The following is a 17277-nucleotide window of genomic DNA, read 5'->3' as shown; positions in this document are numbered from 1 at the left end:
ATGAGGCGGATTCACCGCATTCAAATCGATATTCAGGCTCGCTGCGAGCTTGCGGTTCGACGAAAAGGATTGCTCGACAAGGAGTCCGCCCGAAAGGAATGGGATCGATATCGAAGGTCGGCAAAGAGCCGCCCCGTAATTGAAGCACTCAAGGCGATGAACGGACTGCGTCAGCGTTGTGTGTACTGCTGTGATTCCAGGTCTGCAGATGTCGACCACTTCACCCCCATCGCGGTCGATTACACCCTGGCGCTCACCTGGAAGAACTTCATCATGATCTGCCCTGAATGCAATCGAAGGAAGTCGGCGAGATTTCCTGTCGACGCCGCGGGAAACCCGCTACTCATAGATCCCACTAGAGAAGATCCATGGGCCCATCTGATCCTGGATACGAAAAATGGCTACCTTTCCGCTCGGTTCCTGGATGATGATTTCGACCCGAAAGGTGATGCGACGGTCGATGTCTTCTCCTGCGTAAACCATGAGGCCGTTGTTGAGGGGCGTCGCCGTGTAGTCACCCGCTATTACGAAGCGGTCGACGTCTTGCTTGAAGCGAAAGCTGATCGTAATTCACTCCAGAAGCTCGTTCGGGAGGTCCGAGAAGACGAATACGGAATATCGGGTTGGTTCGCATTCCGTGAAGGCAGGTCAGAGGAGAGATTCTCCGTGATGAGGTCAGAGCATCAATCAGCATGGCGAAGATTTGCTACCGAGTCCTTTCGGTCTCAGCTCCCTGTTGCGCGCTAAGAAGTAGTCTCCCTGGAGAGCTGATACTCGCTCAGATGGCCGCTCAAATGCCGGCTCGCGTTTCGAGAAGAAGGGCGGCCATGCGGTGGGCACTTTCTTGATCGCGGGGGACGCAATCGTTCGCCTGCATCCACACACCCACGCGGAACCACCGCACGAACACCTACGAAAGTCCGTGAAGGGTTGATCGGACAGCCGGAAGCAGGGCGCGCTGGGGTCGGCATCGTATGCCGGTGGATGCGTCCAAATAGTGCGGCCAGAAGCTACCCCCTTCGCCTCGACGGCCCGCCGTGCTAGCGGATGCCCCAACCGTGCTTGCGAGTGAGTGGCGAGTGAGATCGCCTGACGCATTAGGGCCCTGCAGCTCCCGCGCAGGTCAGAGGTCATACCGGCTCTCTTCGCGCCATGCCCTCCGGAGCCGTGTGCGCAGGTTCGAATCCTGCCGGGGGCACTTCGCAGAAGTGCCACACAGACCCCGTGATCAGCGGAAACGCTGAGACCGGGGTCTTGTTGTATGTGCAGGCGTGTGCCGCTCTGAGCCGCCGTATGTCGAGGTCCGTGGACGAGGCGTGGACGGGATCTTGGGGAATCGCCGCAGGTGGGGTCCGGGAGAGGACAGCGCCGGCGGGCACGTTGAAGGGCACGGCTCACGCCTGACTCCATGCCTGACGATGGCGAGCGACGCTGTACACCTGCTCGACCTGCTCAGCCGTCAGTGCCCCTGAGAGCGGCGCCAGAGCCGCTACTTGGCGCTCCTGGTACACCCGGACGTCGAGCTGCGTGGCGACCACCTTGAGATCCGTGACACCGACGAAGACGAGGACCGGCTCGACCGGTACGGGAAAGCCGCAGTAGTGCTCAAGCACCCGGACCACGCGCTTGGCCTCAGCCCGGCTCTTGCGCACGTAAAGCGCCGGCTTTCCGTGATTGACCTTCACGGCATCGTCGCCGACCCATACCGCCTTGTTGTGGTGGTGCTTCGTATTGATGCTGAACACCCCTCCAGGCCCGATCAGTAAGTGATCGACGTCCACGCGGTTGGCCAAGGGAATGGCATGCAGAACCCGCCATCCGTGACGCGCCAAGCGGTTCAGCTCGGCTCCCACCCGCTTCTCCCCCGCCAGTCCCTTCCGCCACGAGTCCCACTCGGTGGGGCGCCGCAGGAGCTGTGAGACGACTCGCTCAATGAACCCCGGGCCGGATCTGCCGAGCAGGTCACGGATGGCCTCTCCGGGACGGTTCGTGGACAGGTCGTCGGCCGGCAGCAGAGGCGGCAGCGTCGGGCGATCGTCAGCCGCGGATGCTTCCTGCGATGACACCGACTCGCGGACGTCCTGTAAGTGGTGCGTCAGCACGGCGATCACGTCGTCGCGATACTCAGCGGCCAGGACGGTGATGTCCCCCGTCCTCACGTCTGCCCAACCGACCGCAGTGCCATCGGGCAGATTCGCGTACAGGCGATCATGTCCGTACCGCTTCCAGCGCGTGACCTTCAGCTCCACAAGTCCCCCTCGTCCGCTCCCGGCTCGAAGCATCGCAGCGGCTGGGGCTCAAAACGAGAGAGGCCCCGGACAAGATGCCCGGAGCCTCAAGGGGGGTGCAGGGTGCTCACTCGTATTCGCGCAGGAGGTCCTCGATACGCCGGTTGGCGACGTCCTGGCGCCCGTCGAGGCACTTCGCGTAACGGGTCAGCAGGACCTCCACGCTGTTACCGGCGCGCTCGGCCACCTCGGTCGGGTCGACACCGGCATTGAGCCAGGTCGACAGCGCCGAGTGGCGGAGGTCGTAAGGCCGACTCGCGAGAGGCGAGGCAGCGACCGCCGGCGGAAGCGCGAGGAGCCGGGCCTCCTGCCAGACGCGGTAGTAGGTCGAGGAGGGGACCACCCTGCCCTTCTCGCTGAAGAACAGCCGACCGTCGTCCGCAGTGCCGAAGACGGTCAGATGCTCACGAAGAACGGCGACCAGATGCGGCGGAATGGGCACCCGCCGGACGTCCTCGGTCGGCCGGTTCTTCAGCCCACGGTCGTCATGGGTCTCCCCCGAATCAGTCCACTGCTTGCCGGCTGACGGTCGCGTGCGATGCAGAAGGGCCGATCCCCACCCTTGCTCAGGAAGGACGAGATCCGTCTCGGCCAGGCCCACGGCCTCTGCCGGGCGAAGGCCTCCGAAGTACATTGCGGCGAAGAAGCCGACGAGACGACGACCGCGAGCCCGCCGGTACCCGCCGATGTAGGAAACAGCCGTCAGGAGATTACGAGCCTGCTCCGGGTTGGCGACGACGCGGGGGTCGACCTGGTTGGACACCTTCGGCTTTTGCCAGCGAACGGCCGTGATCGGATTCTCCCGGAGCTCTCCCAGGTCCACCGCGTAGTTCGCTGCATTCACGAGGGTGCGCCGCTTACGCCGCACGGTTTCCGCAGCGGCCGCCGTCCCGTCGAGCTTGATCTTCAAGGCATCCAGCACCGCACGAGCCGTTGCGGGCTCGGCAAGATCAGCGAGCGGCCGAGACGCCTTGGACACCCAGTGCAGGATGTTCTTCACCTCGTCCGGCGCTTCCCGCTCGGCAGGCCCCGGAAGCACGAAAGCCCAGTTCCGCAGCGCTCTACGGATCAACTCATCAGCCGGCCGTCCGGGGCGGTCGCCAAGGAGTTCCACAGTGACGCTGGTCAGCGATTCGTTGATGCCGTCTCGCGTATTGGGGGCGGCATGAGGCCACTTCATCGCCAGGTACCTGAGGGCGAATTCGTACCACGATATGGCGGACTTCTTCTCCTCCATCGAGGCAGGGAGGCCGGACTCCGTATCGAACTCTTCGCCGTCCCGCATCGCTCGCATGAGCTTCGTGCGGTAGTGATCTGCGAGCGCCTTGGTACGGAACGACTCGGAGGAGACGTTGCCCGCCACAGACCAGCGGACCCCGTACGAGGGCGTTTTGGTGTCCCGTTTACGGACGCTCCAGACCTTCACATCGAGTGACTTCACGCGGCCGTCTCCAGTCCGCGGAGCCAGGTGTCGAAGTCACTCCGCCACACTCGAAGCTCTCCGTTGGGGAGCTTGAACGCGGCCGGCGCATGCCCCAACTCCCGCCAGCGGTAGAAGGTGCGTCGCGAGACCCCACCCAGAGCAGCGAGGATCTGCGGCACGGTCATCAGCTCATCCTTCACAGCAGTTCATCCCCCTGGACTTCGAGTTCGGCGCGGAGTTCTCGGGCGTGTTCGCGGTTGTGCTGGAGGTCGCGGCGGATGTTGGCGGCGAGCCAGGACTCGCCCGGGGTGGTGCCGTGGCCGGCGTAGGACCAGTGGGCGACGACGAGGAGGGTGGACTCTGGGTGTTCGTCGGGGTCGGGCAGGCCGAGGGCGGTGCGTTGCTGGTGGGCGCGGTAGTCGGCGCGGACCTGGCGTAAGGCGCCGAGGGTGGTGGAGTAGGCGCGGGATTTGGTGGAGAAGTGGCCGCGGAAGCCGAGCATGTGCGCCCAGGCCCGGAGGCGCCGGTCCGGGTAGGCGGCGTCGAGGTCCATGCAGGCTTCCATCAGGCGCCGGGGGTGGTCGGGGACGTCGAGGAGGACGAGGGCTTCCTTGTTGCCGACGCGATGGTCGACGGAGCCGGTCGTTTCGGCGGCTTTGGTGGCGTACTTGGCGACGTAGGCGGCGACGGCCTGTTCGGTGAGTTCTTCGCCGTGGCCGAAGGCGCCGATGGGCTGGACGTCGAGCTGGGTGCCCCAGGTGAGCGTGAGGTCCTGGTCGACGCCGTGCGCGGGGGCGGCGGGGACGGTGACCTGGGCGCGGGTGGCGGCGGCGTGGATGGCGTTGGTGAGGAGGTCGAGGGTGGCCCAGGCCGGGGGCGGGGTGTGGGGCCCTTGGGGGCCGTCGAAGCGGATGACGGCGTGGAAGTGGACGGCGCCGCGCTTTTGGTACTCGGCGACCTTGCCGAAGGAGACGCGGGACTGTTCGCGGGCGGCTTTCTGGGTGAGGCCGGCGCGGGCGGCGATCTCGCGGCGGAGGTAGATCGTGAAGTACCGCCACAGCTCCGAGGCGTGGTTGTTCCACAGCACCGCCCCGGCGTAGTCGTACGCAGATGGTTCGAGCGGGGTGCCGAGCTCCGGAGCGTCTTCGGGGTGGCGGGTGCCGCAGCGGCAGGGGCGATCGCCGGGCCGGTTGTGGACCGGGCCGAAGGACGGGGCGGTCAGGGTGGCGAAGACCCGGGGGTGGTCCCGGATGGTCTCCGGGGTTCCCTTGTCGGGGTTGCCGACGAGTCCGGCACGGATGAGGTGGTAGGTGTCTCCGGCGTAGGTCCAGGCGCAGGAGGGGCAGCGGGAGGCCCGCCGGTTGCCGCAGGCGACGCGCAGGACACCGCCGGGTTCGGCGTCGGTGTTGTAGGCATGGAGGACGGTCTTGGTGGCCGGGTCGAGGGTCTTGGTGCCGCCGGTGAGGCGGATGGGGGCGGTGCAGCCGCCGGTGCGGCGGAGTTGTTCGGTGAGGCGGTCGAAGCCGGGAGACCCGGCCATCCGGAGCAGGTCGCTCAGGGTGGCCGGGTCCAGGCCCGCCTGGAGGGCGGCGTCGGTCAAGACGGTCACTTCCCCGCGCGGGCGAGGGAGGCCGGGGCGGTGCGGGTGCCGGTGCCCTGGCAGGCCAGGCAGGTGGCGGGGAGGGTGCGGCGCTGCCCGTCGGCGGTGAGGGTGCCGGTGGTGATGTGGACGGTGGCGAAGCCGTCGCAGTCGCGGCAGACGCGCGCGGGCAGGGTGGTCTGGGACATGATGAGTGCTCCCTTTCGGGTCCGTTGGATCTGGAGTGGGTTGAAGGCGCCCGGGGCGGCGGAAGTTTGGCGACCGAGGCCGTCCCGGGGGCCGCTCAGCGTGTGTTGTTGCGCCTGCCGTGACCCTTGTCCGCGTACATCGACGCGTCGGCGGCGGACAGGGCGTCGGTCAGGAGCGGGACCGGGAGCTGGTCGCGGTGGCAGTGGCCGACGGAGGCGGAGACCCGCAGGGTTCGCCGGTTGTGCGTGACCGGCTCCGCAAGTGCGGCCCGCAGCGCGAAGAGGCCGGCGGTGTGGGCGGGGTCGGCGACGATGGCGGCGAACTCGTCTCCGCCGAGGCGGGCGGCGATCCCGTGGCGTCCGCACCAGTCGTTCAGCCGCTGGGCGGTGGTGGTGAGGACGGTGTCGCCGGCGGCGTGGCCGTGGGTGTCGTTGACGGCCTTGAAGTCGTCCAGGTCGACCAGGACCACGAGCGCGTTCGGGTGCTTGGCGATGAGGTGTTCGGCGCGGGTGGTCCATCCGGCGCGGGTGTGGAGGCCGGTGAGGGGGTCGCGGCGGGCGGTGGCCAGACGGCGCAGGAGCAGTCCGCCGTGCAGGGCCCAGCCCAGGGCCGGTAACCCGGCGGCGGCGAGGGTCTGGGTGTCCATGTCGGTCACCGGCCCTTCTGCATGTCGCGGACGAGCAGCCGCAGCACGACCGCCACGACCGCGATCGAGACGCCCGTGATGGCGACGGTGAGGAGCATCGAGACCAGGACGGCGCCGACGACCAGGACGACCGCGCCACCGCCGGCGGCGAGGGCGAGCGCGCTGCCGGGGGTGAGCTGGACCGAGGTACGGGCCGGGGCGACCGGCGCCGGGGCCGGGACGGTGGGGGTGGTGGGCTCGATGTTGGCGGCCGTGGTGGGCTTGAGGAGGGGGATGGTGTGGCCGGTCGGGAGCGGGTTGACCGGGACGTGCGGTCGGAGCATGACGGGGTCTCCCTACTTGGTGATCGTGGTGTCGATGAGCGGGGCGAGGAGGCTGTCGGCGAGGAGGTAGCCGCCGAGGAGGAGGACGGCGACGAGCCACCAGGGCGGGCGGATGAGTTTGATGCCGAGGCCGCCGACGACGATCAGGGCGAGCCAGAGCGGGACGTCCATGACGCGGTTCTCCTTCGGGTCAGCGGGGGTTGCAGCGGTGGGTGCGGGCGGCGAGTTCGGCGGCGGCGCGGGTGTGGTAGTCGGCGGAGAAGTCGCAGCCGGGGGCCGTGCACACGGCGGTGTGCTTGGTCCGGCCCCGGCCGTCGCGGTGGGTGCCGATCTGCATCGGGCCGATCCGGGTCACGTGGTGGAAGCGGTTCGGTCGCATGGCCGGTCAGACCTTTCCGACGAAGTCGTTCGTGTGGTCGTTGAGCCACTGCCGGATTTCGGAGAGTTCGTCATCGGTGGCCCGGTTGAACGCGGCCTCCGCAAGGGCGACGGCTTCCACGAACTGATTGCTGCGGGTCAGCTCCGCAGAGCGTTCGAGGGCGGAGCGGATGGACGGACGCATGAGCGGTCTCCTCTTGGGGTCAGGCGAGCTGGAGCGCGATGGAGTCCGCCAGGGCGGCGGGCATGCCGTGGCGGGTGCGGAGGGTCTCCGCGTCGATCGGGGCACCGGTCTGGGCCCGGTGGGCGTCCGCGATCTTCTGGGCGTGGGCCAGGAGAGCGGGCGGCACCGCCACGGCAGGTACCGAGGGAGCAGGCGCGGGCTGCTCTTCCTGCGGGGCAGGTTCCGCCTGAACGTCCATGGGTGGTTCGGCCGGCGGGAGCTCGGGTGCCGGTTCCGGGGCACGTTCGACGATGAGGTCGACCGCAGGGTCGGGCTCCGGCATGAAGGTGGGGTCGGGTTCGGGTGTGGGGTGGGGTGCGTGGGCGAGGAGGGTGCCGCCGAGGAAGGCGAGGGCGGGCCATCCAGCGACGAGGATGCGCAGCCAGTCGGGGACATGGTTCATGTCGAGGAGTCCGGCGGTGGCCACGTTGGCGCCCAGCGAGGCGATGAGGGCGATGGCGAACCACAGCCAGGCATCGCGGTTGGCACTGTTGGCGCGCATCCGGCGCCAGGCGGCGACCAGGAGCAGGTCGACGGAGACCGGATAGGCCCACGCCTTCCAGCCGTCCTGACCGGCTGCGGCCGCCAGGTCGTGCAGGTGGGCGAAGGACAGTGCACCGGCGATCACGGCCTGGATCAGGACGGCGTCGAGGCGGAGGTTGCGGGACATGAGGGGTCACCTCCTTTCGGGCATGGGTCGGGTAGGGACCTGGCGTGAGACGGTCACGCCGACCGAGAAAGGGGGAGGTGCGCTAGGCGGTGGCCGGACTCGGCTTCACGAGCGGTACCGGCTCCGCAGCGACGCCGGAGGCCGGGACGACCGGGCGGTAGTCCGCGAGCGCGGGAAGGTCCGGGGTCAGGTGCGCGTACTCGGCGCAGATCGCCGCGGCTTCGGCGGCGGTGAGGGCGGGGGTGCGGATGCGGGACCAGCCGCCGGAGGTGTCCCCGGCGACCGCGACGCCGGGCCGGTCCGGCGGGATGGTCAGCACGGTGACCACGGCGTCCGGGGCGATGTCGCCGACGCCCATTTCGGCGGTCTGCTTGTCGTTGACCCGGTGCACGACCCTGCCGGTCAACTGGGCTCGCAGGGCGGTGGCGCCCTTGCCGAGGTCGGAGCCGAACCGCTGCCCGCACACCTCCAGGAACATGCCCGCCGCACGGGCCATCTGCCCCAGCCGGATCAGCTGGGTGACCATCCGGTCCCGGCGTTCCTCGTCCTTCCTCGTCGCGACGAGGAACAGCTCGGCGACCTCGTCGACCAGGACCACCACCGGGGCCGGCCGCATCTCGTCGGGCAGGGCCCAGATGTCACCGACCCCGTGTTCGCTGAGCAGGTCGAAACGCTCTTCCATCTCCCCGACCAGCACCTCCAGCAGGCCGTCCGCCTCCTCGGGGGTGATCGCGAGGGCAGAGAGGCGCGGCGCGTAGCCGCGCTGTTCCACCCCGCGCTTGCAGTCGATACCGACCAGGGCCACCGGCAGCCGGGCCAGCCCGGCGACCAGGTTCCGCTGGTACATCGACTTGCCCGACTGGTTCGCGCCGAGGGTCAGCGCGTGCGGGACCTTCAGGTAGTCCCGGACGAACGCGGTGCCGTTCTCCCGCAGCGCGACCGGCACGGTCATCGGGCCGGAGGGAACCCGGCGGCGGGGCATCCGGACCTTCCGGAGGACGTCGTAGCCGGTCATGCGCAGCTCGACGAACCCGGGCTTGGTCTCGATGAGGTTGACGGAGTGGACGCCCCAGGCGTGCCGCAGCCGCTCGGAGGCCGCCATCACGTCAGCCGGTTCCAGACCGGCGGGGAGCCGCAGCGTGACCCGCAGGCCGGTCGAGGTGACCCGGAAGCGGCGGACCTTCGGCGGCACGGGCTGGACGTCGGGGCGGCGGGCCAGGTTACGGACCACGAACGCCCGGAAGCGGGAGGGCTGCACCGTCAGCCCGCACACGTCCATCGTCGACCGGTACGTCACCGCGAACCGCGTGGTCGCCACCGGCAGACCCACCAGCGACCAGAACACACGCGGCGCACGAGCCTTCGCGTAACCAAGACCGCCCGCGGCTCCGGCGAGCGGGAGGCCGACCTCCCATAACGTCGCGATGTCCGTCATGGTCAGGCCCCCATCGGGGTCACGGCGACGGCGCGGAACGAAATGCCGTGCCGGGTCTGGCCGTTGAACGTGTTCTCCCAGTCCCGCGCCTTCAGCCCGATCACCGACACCGGCATGCCCGGGGCGAGCCCGTCGGGGAGGCCGGTCTCGGGGACGGTGACCTGGTAGAGGTTGCCCTCTCCCTCGTCCGAGATCAGCAGCCCGACCGTGGAGAGGCCGGCGCCCGTCTCCCGGTCCATGGCGCGCTCACCGGTCTGCTTGCTCACGAGCTTCGGCGTGGGAGCCGTGGCCACGAACACCACGGCGGTCGACGTGTCCACCTTGAACGACGGCATGAGTTTCTCCTTCGAGATACAGGAAGGGACTAGATGACCAACTTGGCTAACCCGGTTGGTCACATCTCGAAGTTAAAGGAGATGGCTAGCCATGTCAACGACATGACTGCCATGACTGTCCTGGCCCCAGCTCAGTCGCCTACGATCGACTCATGACCTTTGTCCCCGAGCCCCTCGACCCAGACGACGACCGAGCCCCGTACGAGCAGGTGGCCAGCAGCCTGGGCGCAGCCATCCGGACCAGGCGCCTGGCGCCGGGCGAGAAGCTCCCGTCCCACAAGGAGCTGACGGAGCGCTACGGATTCGCGCGGGCGACGATCCAGCGCGCGCTGCGCGACCTCGAAGACGAAGGGCTCGTGGTCTCCCGCAAGGGCAGCGGCGTCTACGTCCGCAACCGGACAGAGCGGCCGGCGGGCCTTCGCCCGTACGTCGAGCAGGCATTCGCTAAGGACCACGTCACGATCGACTTCGCCGGGTTCTCCAGCGAGACCCTGCACGGCGCGCTTCAAGAGCCACTCGACAAGATCCGGATCGGCAGGCTGACACCGTCGAGCATCACCATGCGGATACTCGTCCCAGACATGGCCGTACCGCAGGCCGCACCCGTGCGCATGGAAGACGGGGCTGACGACAAACGGCTCCGTGACCGCATGCACGACATCATGGTCGGATACACCCGCAGCATCCGGGACGCCATCACCGAGCTTGGGCACCTGGGCCTGGTCGCCGAGACCAGCATCAACGTCCGCGTCCACAGCGGCACGCAGTTCTTCAAGCTCTACGTGGTCAACAACGAGGACGCGTTCTTCGGGTACTACCCGATCCGCCCCAACAAGGTCGTCGCCCAGGGCGAGACGATCGAGATCTACGACTTGGTGGGCAAGGACACCGTCCTGTTCCATCACTCGGTCAACGACGGCGAGTCCTCCGGCGGAGCCCAGCAAGTCCAACAAGCCCGGATGTGGTTCGACAGTGTCTGGGAGACCATCGGAAGGGACTTCGACCTTGACGCACGCTGATCTGCTCACCGAGACCCTGGCGAACGCCCGCGTCATCCTCTTCGACTTCGACGGGCCAGTGTGCGACGTGTTCGCGGGACTGCCGGCACCCGAGGTTGCACAGGAGCTGACCGCTCTTCTCTCCCGGCAGGATGAAGCTGCGGGCGCGAAGGCCGCCGAGACGGACGACCCGATCGAGGTCCTGCGCGTCGCACACGAGGCAGACACCGAACTGGGGCAGAAGATCGAGCAGGCTCTCACGGCCGCCGAGGTCCGGGCCGTCGCGGTGGCAGGTCAGCCGACGCGAGGAGCAGCGGAAGCACTTCAGGCGGCGCGTTCGGCCGGCCGGGGCGTCGCCGTGGTGAGTAACAACTCTGCCGAATGCGTGCGGGTCTTCCTGGAGCTCCACGGCCTGGACGAGTACGTCACGAAGATCGTGGGTCGCCCCTCCGAGCAGCCGCACCTGATGAAGCCGAACCCGTTCCCGCTCATCACGGCAGCCGAGCAGATGAACATCGACGTTACGAGCTGCACGCTGATTGGCGATTCGCTCACCGACATCCAGGCGGCCCATGCAGCCGGAGCAACCGTGATCGGCTACGCCAACAAGCCACACAAGGCGGACCAGTTCGCCGAAGCGCAGGCTGACGTGATCACCGAGGACATGCAGGCCATCGCAGACGCACTCACCATGGCGTAACCGAGGGCAGAGAGGGAGCTGTTACAGATTTCTCTACCTCATCAAGGCACCCGCCGCGCACGGCGCGGCGCGCGCGGCCCGTCGCCCGGGCCTGCGCTCCTGTCTACGCCCCGCTCCAGCCCGGCCGCCGTCCGCACGCCTGACGGCTTGGGTTGATGGGTGACGAACCCCGGGGCGGCCGAGGCGGTATGCGAGTGCGGCTCAAGACGATGCCTCCGGCGGGGGCGCTCAGGCTCCGGGATGGAGGAGGTCCGTGGGCGTGTGCCGGCCGGTGGGGTGTGGCGGTGGGGGCTCCCATCCCGTCTGCCGTCGACCCAGGCAGAGCCGAGCAGACACGGCACCGGGCGTCCAGGTCGTTCGTCCAGTTGGGCGCTCCACCTGGACGCCCGGCACCGCGCCTGCTCCACGGTGTGTGGGTCGACGGCAGACGGGATGGGAGTTGGGGGATGGGTGAAGTGCAGCATCTGCGGGGCAGCATCCCCACGGACCTCCTGCCCTGACACCCATCTCCATCACCTTGGCCGGCGGACACCGGGCATCTATGTCACAGGTCAACACTAGCTAGACCAAGAGAGTCGTCATGCACGTGGAAGACGCCTACGCAGTACGCTCACTGCAACAACATGGGGCTGAGTGCACAGTCGCCGAGGCACCTCTAAGGCACTCAGCAGAGTCGGAGGTCAAGATTTACGTCTCAAGGATAAAAGTCGACAACATTCGAGGCTTCGCAGGCACCAGAAGCGTCGACCTGGACTTTATGCGACCGGGCGGAAGGCACGCAGGCTGGACTGTAATAGCTGGCCGTAACGGATCGGGAAAGACATCGCTTCTGCGCTGTATCGCCTTGGCCCTGACCGCAGATCCGAATACCGCAAATGCAATCACACCTAGGTATTCGGCGTGGAGGTCTTCCTTCGACGAGGAAGCCATCGGAAGGATTTCAGCAGATCTTTTTCTTGACCGCGGAGACCTCGACGATATCAACCTGAGAGGGCTTCCCGAGAAACCTGGCACACATGGAAACGTCACCATTTCCATCCCTCCCCCCCAAGTTACCGTGGGATCCGGGCGACAGCGAATGGTTAAGTTTTCAGCAGAGTGGGCCCAAGAGTTGCGATCCGACGAATCAGAAGAGGATCTAGAAAGGGGAGTTTTCCCGACGAAGAACTGGTTTGCGGCGGGGTACGGGCCATTCCGCAGGCTCTCATCCGAGATCCCGGACCCTAGAACTACTGCATCTGGAGTAATCAGCCCAACAGACCCCGCTTCAGTCGCAGATCGATTCTCCACGCTCTTCCATGAGGACGCATCCCTAGGGGAAGGCGTCTCATGGCTCGTCGGCCTTTATCTGAGAAGTCTGGAAAATGAAAAAGGTGTCGATCGACTACTCAAGACGGTCCTAGACCTCCTTTCCGATGGACTCCTTCCAGACGATTACAGCATCGCACGAGTGCGATCCTCTGGGCTTTGGGTTAAGAGTTCAGGAAGAGCTTTCCCGCTACGCGAAATGAGCGATGGCTATAGGACAGTGACCGCACTAGTCCTAGACATCGTGCGGCAGTTGCACGGATTCTACGGGACTCTAAGGCCAAGGCGTTCCAAGAACGGTCTTGCAATGCATGTTCCGGGCGTAATTTTGATCGATGAGATCGATGCCCATCTACACGTGAGCTGGCAGCAAAGAATCGGCGAATGGCTCAAGTCCCATTTCCCCAAGATCCAATTCATCGTCACGACACACAGCCCTTATATCTGCCAATCCGCTGATCCGGGCGGCTTGATCCGCCTGCCAGGGTTGCGAGAGGAGTCCGCTCCAGAAGTCGTCAGCGAGGGACTCTATAAGCGGATCGTTTACGGAAGCGGTGACGATGCCATCCTTTCGGAGCTTTTCGGCCTCGACACTCCCTATTCGAGCGAGGCGGAAAATATGCGAATCCGGCTAGTTGACCTTGAAGGAAAAGTCTTCTCCGGCACCGCCAGCCAGTCAGAGATCCGGCAATATAAGGAACTAAGCGGAACCCTCACGAGCTCATTGGAAGCACGCGTGGATGAGGTTGCCGGGCGCCTCGGGAGGAGAATTTGATTCCACTTGAGCGTCCAGAAATCTCGGCCTCACTGAAGAAGAGACTCGACGCTAAGTCGACTCTCCTGTCAAACAGTGCGGCCGACTCGACAATCACAAGAAAGGCATGGAAAACAGCCAAGACTATTCGCAGGGATCTTAAGGGGCAGCTCTCTTCGATGGCTGCCGGATATGAACGGTGCATGTATTGCGGAGAAAATCAGGGAACGGATATTGATCACTTCAAACCAATAGCAAAGGACCCACTCTCGGCATTTCTTTGGGAAAATCACCTCCTCGCCTGCTCGCACTGCAATAGTAATGAAAAAAGAGATCAGTACCCTTGCGGCACTGACGGATCGTGCCTCCTTGTGAACCCCACCAAAGAGGATCCATACGATCACATATCGCTGACCCTACCCACGGGTGAGTACACCGGCCTAACGCCAAAGGGCGGGGAGACTATCCGCGTATTTGGGCTCTGGCGGCCCACTCTTGAGCGCGGGCGAGCCAAGGCATACGTAAGGTGTAAGTCTATGCTCAGAGACTGGTCCGCACAGATAAAGAATGGACATACGGATGACGCCCGCGAGGTTCTTGAGTCCTTGCTGGTCCAGCCTTTCGCTGATGTTCTTTACGTCATGATCAGAAGGGTCGATAGCCCTGGCGCTCCGATAATCTTCGAGAATGAGGTGCTAAGCGCCCTCAAGGAGATGCAGGAAGGGGCTCCATTCGGGAGCAAATGGGCTAATTGACTTTCCCGGCCAAATCTCTCGCCCTGTCGCCAGGGTTCGACATGCGTAGATCGATGCACGCGTAAAACCATGAGCCACGTCGTGCCACGAAGGCTGAAATGATAGGAAATCACTACGCAATCACATTCACCAGCGGGATGGATCTGGCCCGGGGGTCCTGCTGGTATAGGTACCCAGACGCGGCCTATCCGTGGACTGCGGGCCCATACCGATGCCCTTACAGCACCCTGAGCAGCGGCGATGCCTGGATCACACGCGCCCTCCGGAGCCGTGTGCGCAGGTTCGAATCCTGCCGGGGGCACTTCGCGAGAAGTGCCAAAGAAGCCCCTGAACTGCATTTATGCAGGTCAGGGGCTTCTTTGTCGATGCCGGAACGCACACGGCCCATGTGGCCGTTGCACTTCCCGGCTTCCGTTTGCCCAAACGCCTGTGACCTGCACTTTTACCTCAACCCGCCTACCAGGTGAGACGTTTCAGACACCTCGAAACCGGCCCGGGCGGGACATCTGCGGGACGCTCACTGAGAGCGTGACGGCCCCTCAGCCGTATTCGTCCGGAAGTGCGTCGATGCGCCTGTTCGCGAGGGCCTGACGCCCATGGAGACACTTCGCGTACCGGGTCATGAGGACCTCGACGCTGTTGCCCGCCCGTTCGGCGACCTCGGCGGGATCGACACCGGCGTTCAGCCAGGTGGACAGAGCCGAGTGCCGCAGGTCGTAGCGGCGGGCGGCAAAAGGTGACGCCACCAGGTCCGGCGGGAGGGCGAGTTCGCGAGCCTCGTGCCAGGCGCGGTCGTACCTGCTGGAGCCCACGATGCCGCCCTTCTCGTTGAAGAACAGGCGGCCACCGTCCGCGGTGCCGAAGGTGTCGATGCTCTCTCGCCACAGGCTGACGAGCTCGGGCGGGAGGAACGCGAGATCCTGCGCAAGGCGGCGAAGTATTTCGCCGGGGAGACGCGCTGGTGAACCGCTTCCAGTTCGTCGCCGGTCACCAGCGCCGCTACGGCGTGAAGCGGCTGTGCACCACCCTCGGCATCGCCCGCTCCAGCTTCTCCTACTGGCGTGGAACAGCGGCCGTGAGGGCGGCCCGCCAGGTCGCCGACGCGCAGCTCGCTGCCCGGATACGCACGGTTCACCGGGCCTCGGACGGCACCTACGGCGTTCCCAGGATCACCGTCGAGCTCCGGGAGAACGGCGAGGTGGTGAACCACAAGCGCGGCGCCCGGGTCATGAAGACGATCGGGCCGGCCTCGTCATCGATGCCCTGCATACGGCCGAACGGACCCGCGGCAGCCTCGCCGGCGTCGTTTTCCACAGCGATCACGGGGCCCAGTGCCGCAGTCAGGCCTTCGCCGACGAGGGTCAAGTCCCGTCGATGGCGATCCGGCCCGGGTCATGGCCAGTGCCGCGTGGCCGAAGCGGTCCCAACGCGGTGGAGTACGGGCTGGTCAGCCCGGTGGCATCGGCGAGATCGGCCAGTAGCCGTGCCCCGGCATGACCGACCCCTCCCCGTGCCGTCAGCGGAGACATGGCGCTTGGGACGCGAACCATACCCCGCACGCGGAAAGTGCCTTCCGCCTGGACCGACAGAACCCCTCAGCAAGGTTCATCGTCCCAGTTCAGAAGGCACTTTCGCGTTCCCGGCCAGCAACCGGTCTCACGCCAGGTGAAACGGCGAGGTCAACTGAACGGCGTTGGGGTTAGACCTGGCCGAACCTCCACTTCTGGTGGGCCGCGGTGGTGCTGCAGGTCTCGTGGGTCAGCTGGATGTCGCCAGCGGTGGAGGCCTGGGGAATGGTCAGGCATTTTCCGCTGAGGACCGAGACGATCCGGTAGGCGCCGAGCCCGGCCGGCTGGAGTTCCCACTTCTGGTCCGACGCACCGGCCACGCACGTCCACTGCTGGACGTTGGCGTCGTTCGTGGAGAGCAGGTCCAGGCACTTGTTGCTGTGCTGCGCGGTGAGGGTGAAGGCGCCGCTGCCCGCGTCGGTCAGCTGCCACTGCTGGTTGGTGCCGCCGTTCGCCGTCCACTGGATGACGGCCGCTCCGTCGGCGGTCGATCCGCTCCGCACGTCCATCCGCTTGCCGCTGTGCTCGCTGGTCACGGTGTAGGTGTTGCCGCTCACCGGGGCGGTCCACCCGGTCCCGGGCGCGTTGAAGGTGATCGCGTCCAGGTCGAAGGAGTCCGCCGACGGTGCCCGGAAGACCACGTACACGGTCTGGGTTGTGGCGGTGTCGGTGACCGCGACGGGGGTCAGGTCGACGTAGTTGTCCCAGCCGCCGGTGGACGGGACGGGGCTCGTGGCGATCAGCGCGCCGGTCGGCGAGCCGGACCGGAGTTCGATCGAGCCGCCGGTGTCGGAGGGGGCCGATACCCGGAAGGTGGCCGACTCGACGCCGGTCAGGTTCAGCGGCTTGAAGGAGATCCAGTCGCCGTCCGAGATGTCACCGACGCGCTTGCCGTTCTGGGCACCGCTCTGCTCGACGACCCGGATGCCGGACTGGGCGGTGAAGTACTCGGCCTGCTTGAGGCGCGGCTGGAGGACCACGGTCGTGGTGCCCTGCAGACCGTCGTCGTCGGTGTAGGCGGCCGACAGCACGAGATAGGTGTTGGCGGTGGCGTCGTGGCCGGAGCTGCCGGTGGGGATGGACCCGCTGCAGCCGGTGTACTGGCCGGTGTCGTGGGCGTGGCTGTCGTGGCCGAGTGCGACGGTCACCGCGACCCTGGAGCAGTCGACGGTCCCGTCCTCGGGGTCGGTCACGCTGATCTGGTAGGTGATGGTGTCGCCGAAGGAGAAGACACGGCCGTTGACCGGGGTGGTGAAGGTGACCGTGGGGCGGGTGTTGCCGACGATGATCGGTACGTTCACGCCGGCCGACTTGCCGCCGCTGTCGGTGACCGTCAGGCGGGCGGTGTAGGTGCCGTTGGCGGTGTAGGTGTGCGTGGGGTTCGGTCCGGTTCCGGTGGATCCGTCACCGAAGTCCCACGCGTAGGTGAGCACGTCGCCGGCGTCCGGGTCGGCGGTGCCGTCGGAGGAGAAGGTGACCTGCAGCGGGGCCTGTCCGGTGTCGGGGGTGGCGCTCGCCTTGACCAGCGGAGTGCGGTTGCCGGCGACGTAGTCGATCCGGTAGATGCCGTCGTCGGTGTTGGAGGGCGAGTAGCCGATGCCCCATTCGGCGACGTACATCGCGCCGTCCGGGCCGAACTTCATGTCGATCGGCGAGCGCAGGCCGAGCTCGGCGACGAAGGGGT

The 17277-nt window shown here is 66.3% G+C and carries 20 protein-coding genes and 3 pseudogenes; 6 read left to right on the top strand and 17 right to left on the bottom strand.

The window, feature by feature from the left end; all coding sequences use genetic code 11:
* Entirely contained in the window at positions 1 to 747 is a 747-nt protein-coding gene (locus OO54_RS43820; protein ID WP_078905332.1) for an HNH endonuclease, read from the top strand.
* Positions 748 to 1394: 647 nt separating this feature from the next.
* Here OO54_RS43820 and OO54_RS24870 read toward each other — a convergent pair.
* From OO54_RS24870 to OO54_RS24820, 13 genes are all read right to left on the bottom strand, one after another.
* The gene (locus OO54_RS24870) at positions 1395 to 2282 is read right to left on the bottom strand and encodes a nuclease-related domain-containing protein (RefSeq protein WP_033206725.1); all 888 of its coding nucleotides are present in this window, start codon (positions 2280 to 2282) and stop codon (positions 1395 to 1397) included.
* Positions 2283 to 2355: 73 nt separating this feature from the next.
* Positions 2356 to 3729, bottom strand: coding sequence for a tyrosine-type recombinase/integrase (locus OO54_RS24865; protein WP_033206722.1), 1374 nt, complete (start codon positions 3727 to 3729; stop codon positions 2356 to 2358).
* Entirely contained in the window at positions 3726 to 3896 is a 171-nt protein-coding gene (locus OO54_RS24860; protein WP_033206841.1) for a helix-turn-helix transcriptional regulator, read from the bottom strand. Before OO54_RS24860 ends, OO54_RS24865 begins: the two co-directional genes overlap by 4 nt.
* An 11-nt stretch (positions 3897 to 3907) precedes the next feature.
* Entirely contained in the window at positions 3908 to 5311 is a 1404-nt protein-coding gene (repSA, locus tag OO54_RS24855) for a replication initiator protein RepSA (RefSeq protein WP_033206840.1), read from the bottom strand.
* 5 nt (positions 5312 to 5316) lie between these two features.
* Positions 5317 to 5499, bottom strand: coding sequence for a hypothetical protein (locus tag OO54_RS24850; RefSeq protein WP_033206720.1), 183 nt, complete (start codon positions 5497 to 5499; stop codon positions 5317 to 5319).
* Positions 5500 to 5594: 95 nt separating this feature from the next.
* Entirely contained in the window at positions 5595 to 6146 is a 552-nt protein-coding gene (locus OO54_RS24845; RefSeq protein WP_033206838.1) for a GGDEF domain-containing protein, read from the bottom strand.
* Positions 6147 to 6151: 5 nt separating this feature from the next.
* Positions 6152 to 6469 (bottom strand): hypothetical protein, encoded by a 318-nt coding sequence (locus OO54_RS24840; RefSeq protein ID WP_033206718.1) that lies wholly within the window; start codon positions 6467 to 6469, stop codon positions 6152 to 6154.
* Between the two features lie 12 nt (positions 6470 to 6481).
* Positions 6482 to 6640, bottom strand: coding sequence for a hypothetical protein (locus tag OO54_RS45155; RefSeq protein WP_106970094.1), 159 nt, complete (start codon positions 6638 to 6640; stop codon positions 6482 to 6484).
* A gap of 19 nt (positions 6641 to 6659) precedes the next feature.
* Positions 6660 to 6848 (bottom strand): mobile element transfer protein, encoded by a 189-nt coding sequence (locus OO54_RS24835; protein WP_033206716.1) that lies wholly within the window; start codon positions 6846 to 6848, stop codon positions 6660 to 6662.
* Between the two features lie 6 nt (positions 6849 to 6854).
* Positions 6855 to 7031, bottom strand: a complete 177-nt coding sequence (locus OO54_RS46465; RefSeq protein ID WP_167348151.1) for a hypothetical protein — start codon at positions 7029 to 7031, stop codon at positions 6855 to 6857.
* Positions 7032 to 7050: 19 nt separating this feature from the next.
* Positions 7051 to 7740 carry a DUF2637 domain-containing protein gene (locus OO54_RS24830; protein WP_033206714.1) on the bottom strand — a complete coding sequence of 230 codons (690 nt, stop codon included), beginning with the start codon at positions 7738 to 7740 and terminating at the stop codon, positions 7051 to 7053.
* 82 nt (positions 7741 to 7822) lie between these two features.
* A complete protein-coding gene (locus OO54_RS24825; RefSeq protein ID WP_033206712.1) occupies positions 7823 to 9175 on the bottom strand; it encodes an FtsK/SpoIIIE domain-containing protein in 1353 nt (450 codons plus the stop codon).
* Between the two features lie 2 nt (positions 9176 to 9177).
* Positions 9178 to 9510 carry an SCO3933 family regulatory protein gene (locus tag OO54_RS24820; protein WP_033206710.1) on the bottom strand — a complete coding sequence of 111 codons (333 nt, stop codon included), beginning with the start codon at positions 9508 to 9510 and terminating at the stop codon, positions 9178 to 9180.
* Between the two features lie 152 nt (positions 9511 to 9662).
* Here OO54_RS24820 and OO54_RS24815 point away from each other — a divergent pair, with 152 nt between their 5' ends.
* The 4 genes from OO54_RS24815 to OO54_RS43810 all read left to right on the top strand — a co-directional run bounded on the left by OO54_RS24815 (position 9663) and on the right by OO54_RS43810 (position 14025).
* Positions 9663 to 10529, top strand: a complete 867-nt coding sequence (locus OO54_RS24815; RefSeq protein WP_033206709.1) for a GntR family transcriptional regulator — start codon at positions 9663 to 9665, stop codon at positions 10527 to 10529.
* Positions 10516 to 11208, top strand: coding sequence for an HAD family hydrolase (locus OO54_RS24810; RefSeq protein WP_078905331.1), 693 nt, complete (start codon positions 10516 to 10518; stop codon positions 11206 to 11208). The genes OO54_RS24815 and OO54_RS24810 overlap by 14 nt, the downstream gene beginning before the upstream one ends.
* 580 nt (positions 11209 to 11788) lie before the next feature.
* A complete protein-coding gene (locus OO54_RS43815; protein WP_078905330.1) occupies positions 11789 to 13291 on the top strand; it encodes an AAA family ATPase in 1503 nt (500 codons plus the stop codon).
* Positions 13288 to 14025 (top strand): HNH endonuclease, encoded by a 738-nt coding sequence (locus OO54_RS43810; protein ID WP_106970093.1) that lies wholly within the window; start codon positions 13288 to 13290, stop codon positions 14023 to 14025. Before OO54_RS43815 ends, OO54_RS43810 begins: the two co-directional genes overlap by 4 nt.
* 539 nt (positions 14026 to 14564) lie before the next feature.
* Here OO54_RS43810 and OO54_RS24805 read toward each other — a convergent pair.
* Positions 14565 to 14933, bottom strand: a pseudogene (locus OO54_RS24805) (tyrosine-type recombinase/integrase); the annotation flags it as partial.
* Here OO54_RS24805 and OO54_RS43805 point away from each other — a divergent pair.
* Positions 14934 to 15268: pseudogene (locus OO54_RS43805) on the top strand (IS3 family transposase); the annotation flags it as partial.
* On the opposite strand, the gene OO54_RS45150 reads toward OO54_RS43805, so the two are convergent.
* The 3 genes and pseudogenes from OO54_RS45150 to OO54_RS24795 form a co-directional block, all read right to left on the bottom strand.
* On the bottom strand, positions 15178 to 15390 hold the full coding sequence (locus tag OO54_RS45150) for a hypothetical protein (protein ID WP_033206707.1): 213 nt from the start codon (positions 15388 to 15390) through the stop codon (positions 15178 to 15180). The pseudogene OO54_RS43805 and the gene OO54_RS45150 overlap by 91 nt on opposite strands.
* A 5-nt stretch (positions 15391 to 15395) precedes the next feature.
* Positions 15396 to 15575, bottom strand: a pseudogene (locus tag OO54_RS45145) (IS1380 family transposase); the annotation flags it as partial.
* Positions 15576 to 15724: 149 nt separating this feature from the next.
* On the bottom strand, positions 15725 to 17277 hold a 1553-nt coding region (locus OO54_RS24795; protein WP_033206706.1), incomplete at its 5' end, for an RICIN domain-containing protein.

Origin of the sequence: Streptomyces wedmorensis (assembly GCF_000716445.1) — a bacterium.
GTDB lineage: Bacteria > Actinomycetota > Actinomycetes > Streptomycetales > Streptomycetaceae > Streptomyces > Streptomyces wedmorensis.
The sequence above is the reverse complement of the archived record's forward strand: the minus strand, read 5'-3'. Positions and strand labels throughout refer to the sequence as shown.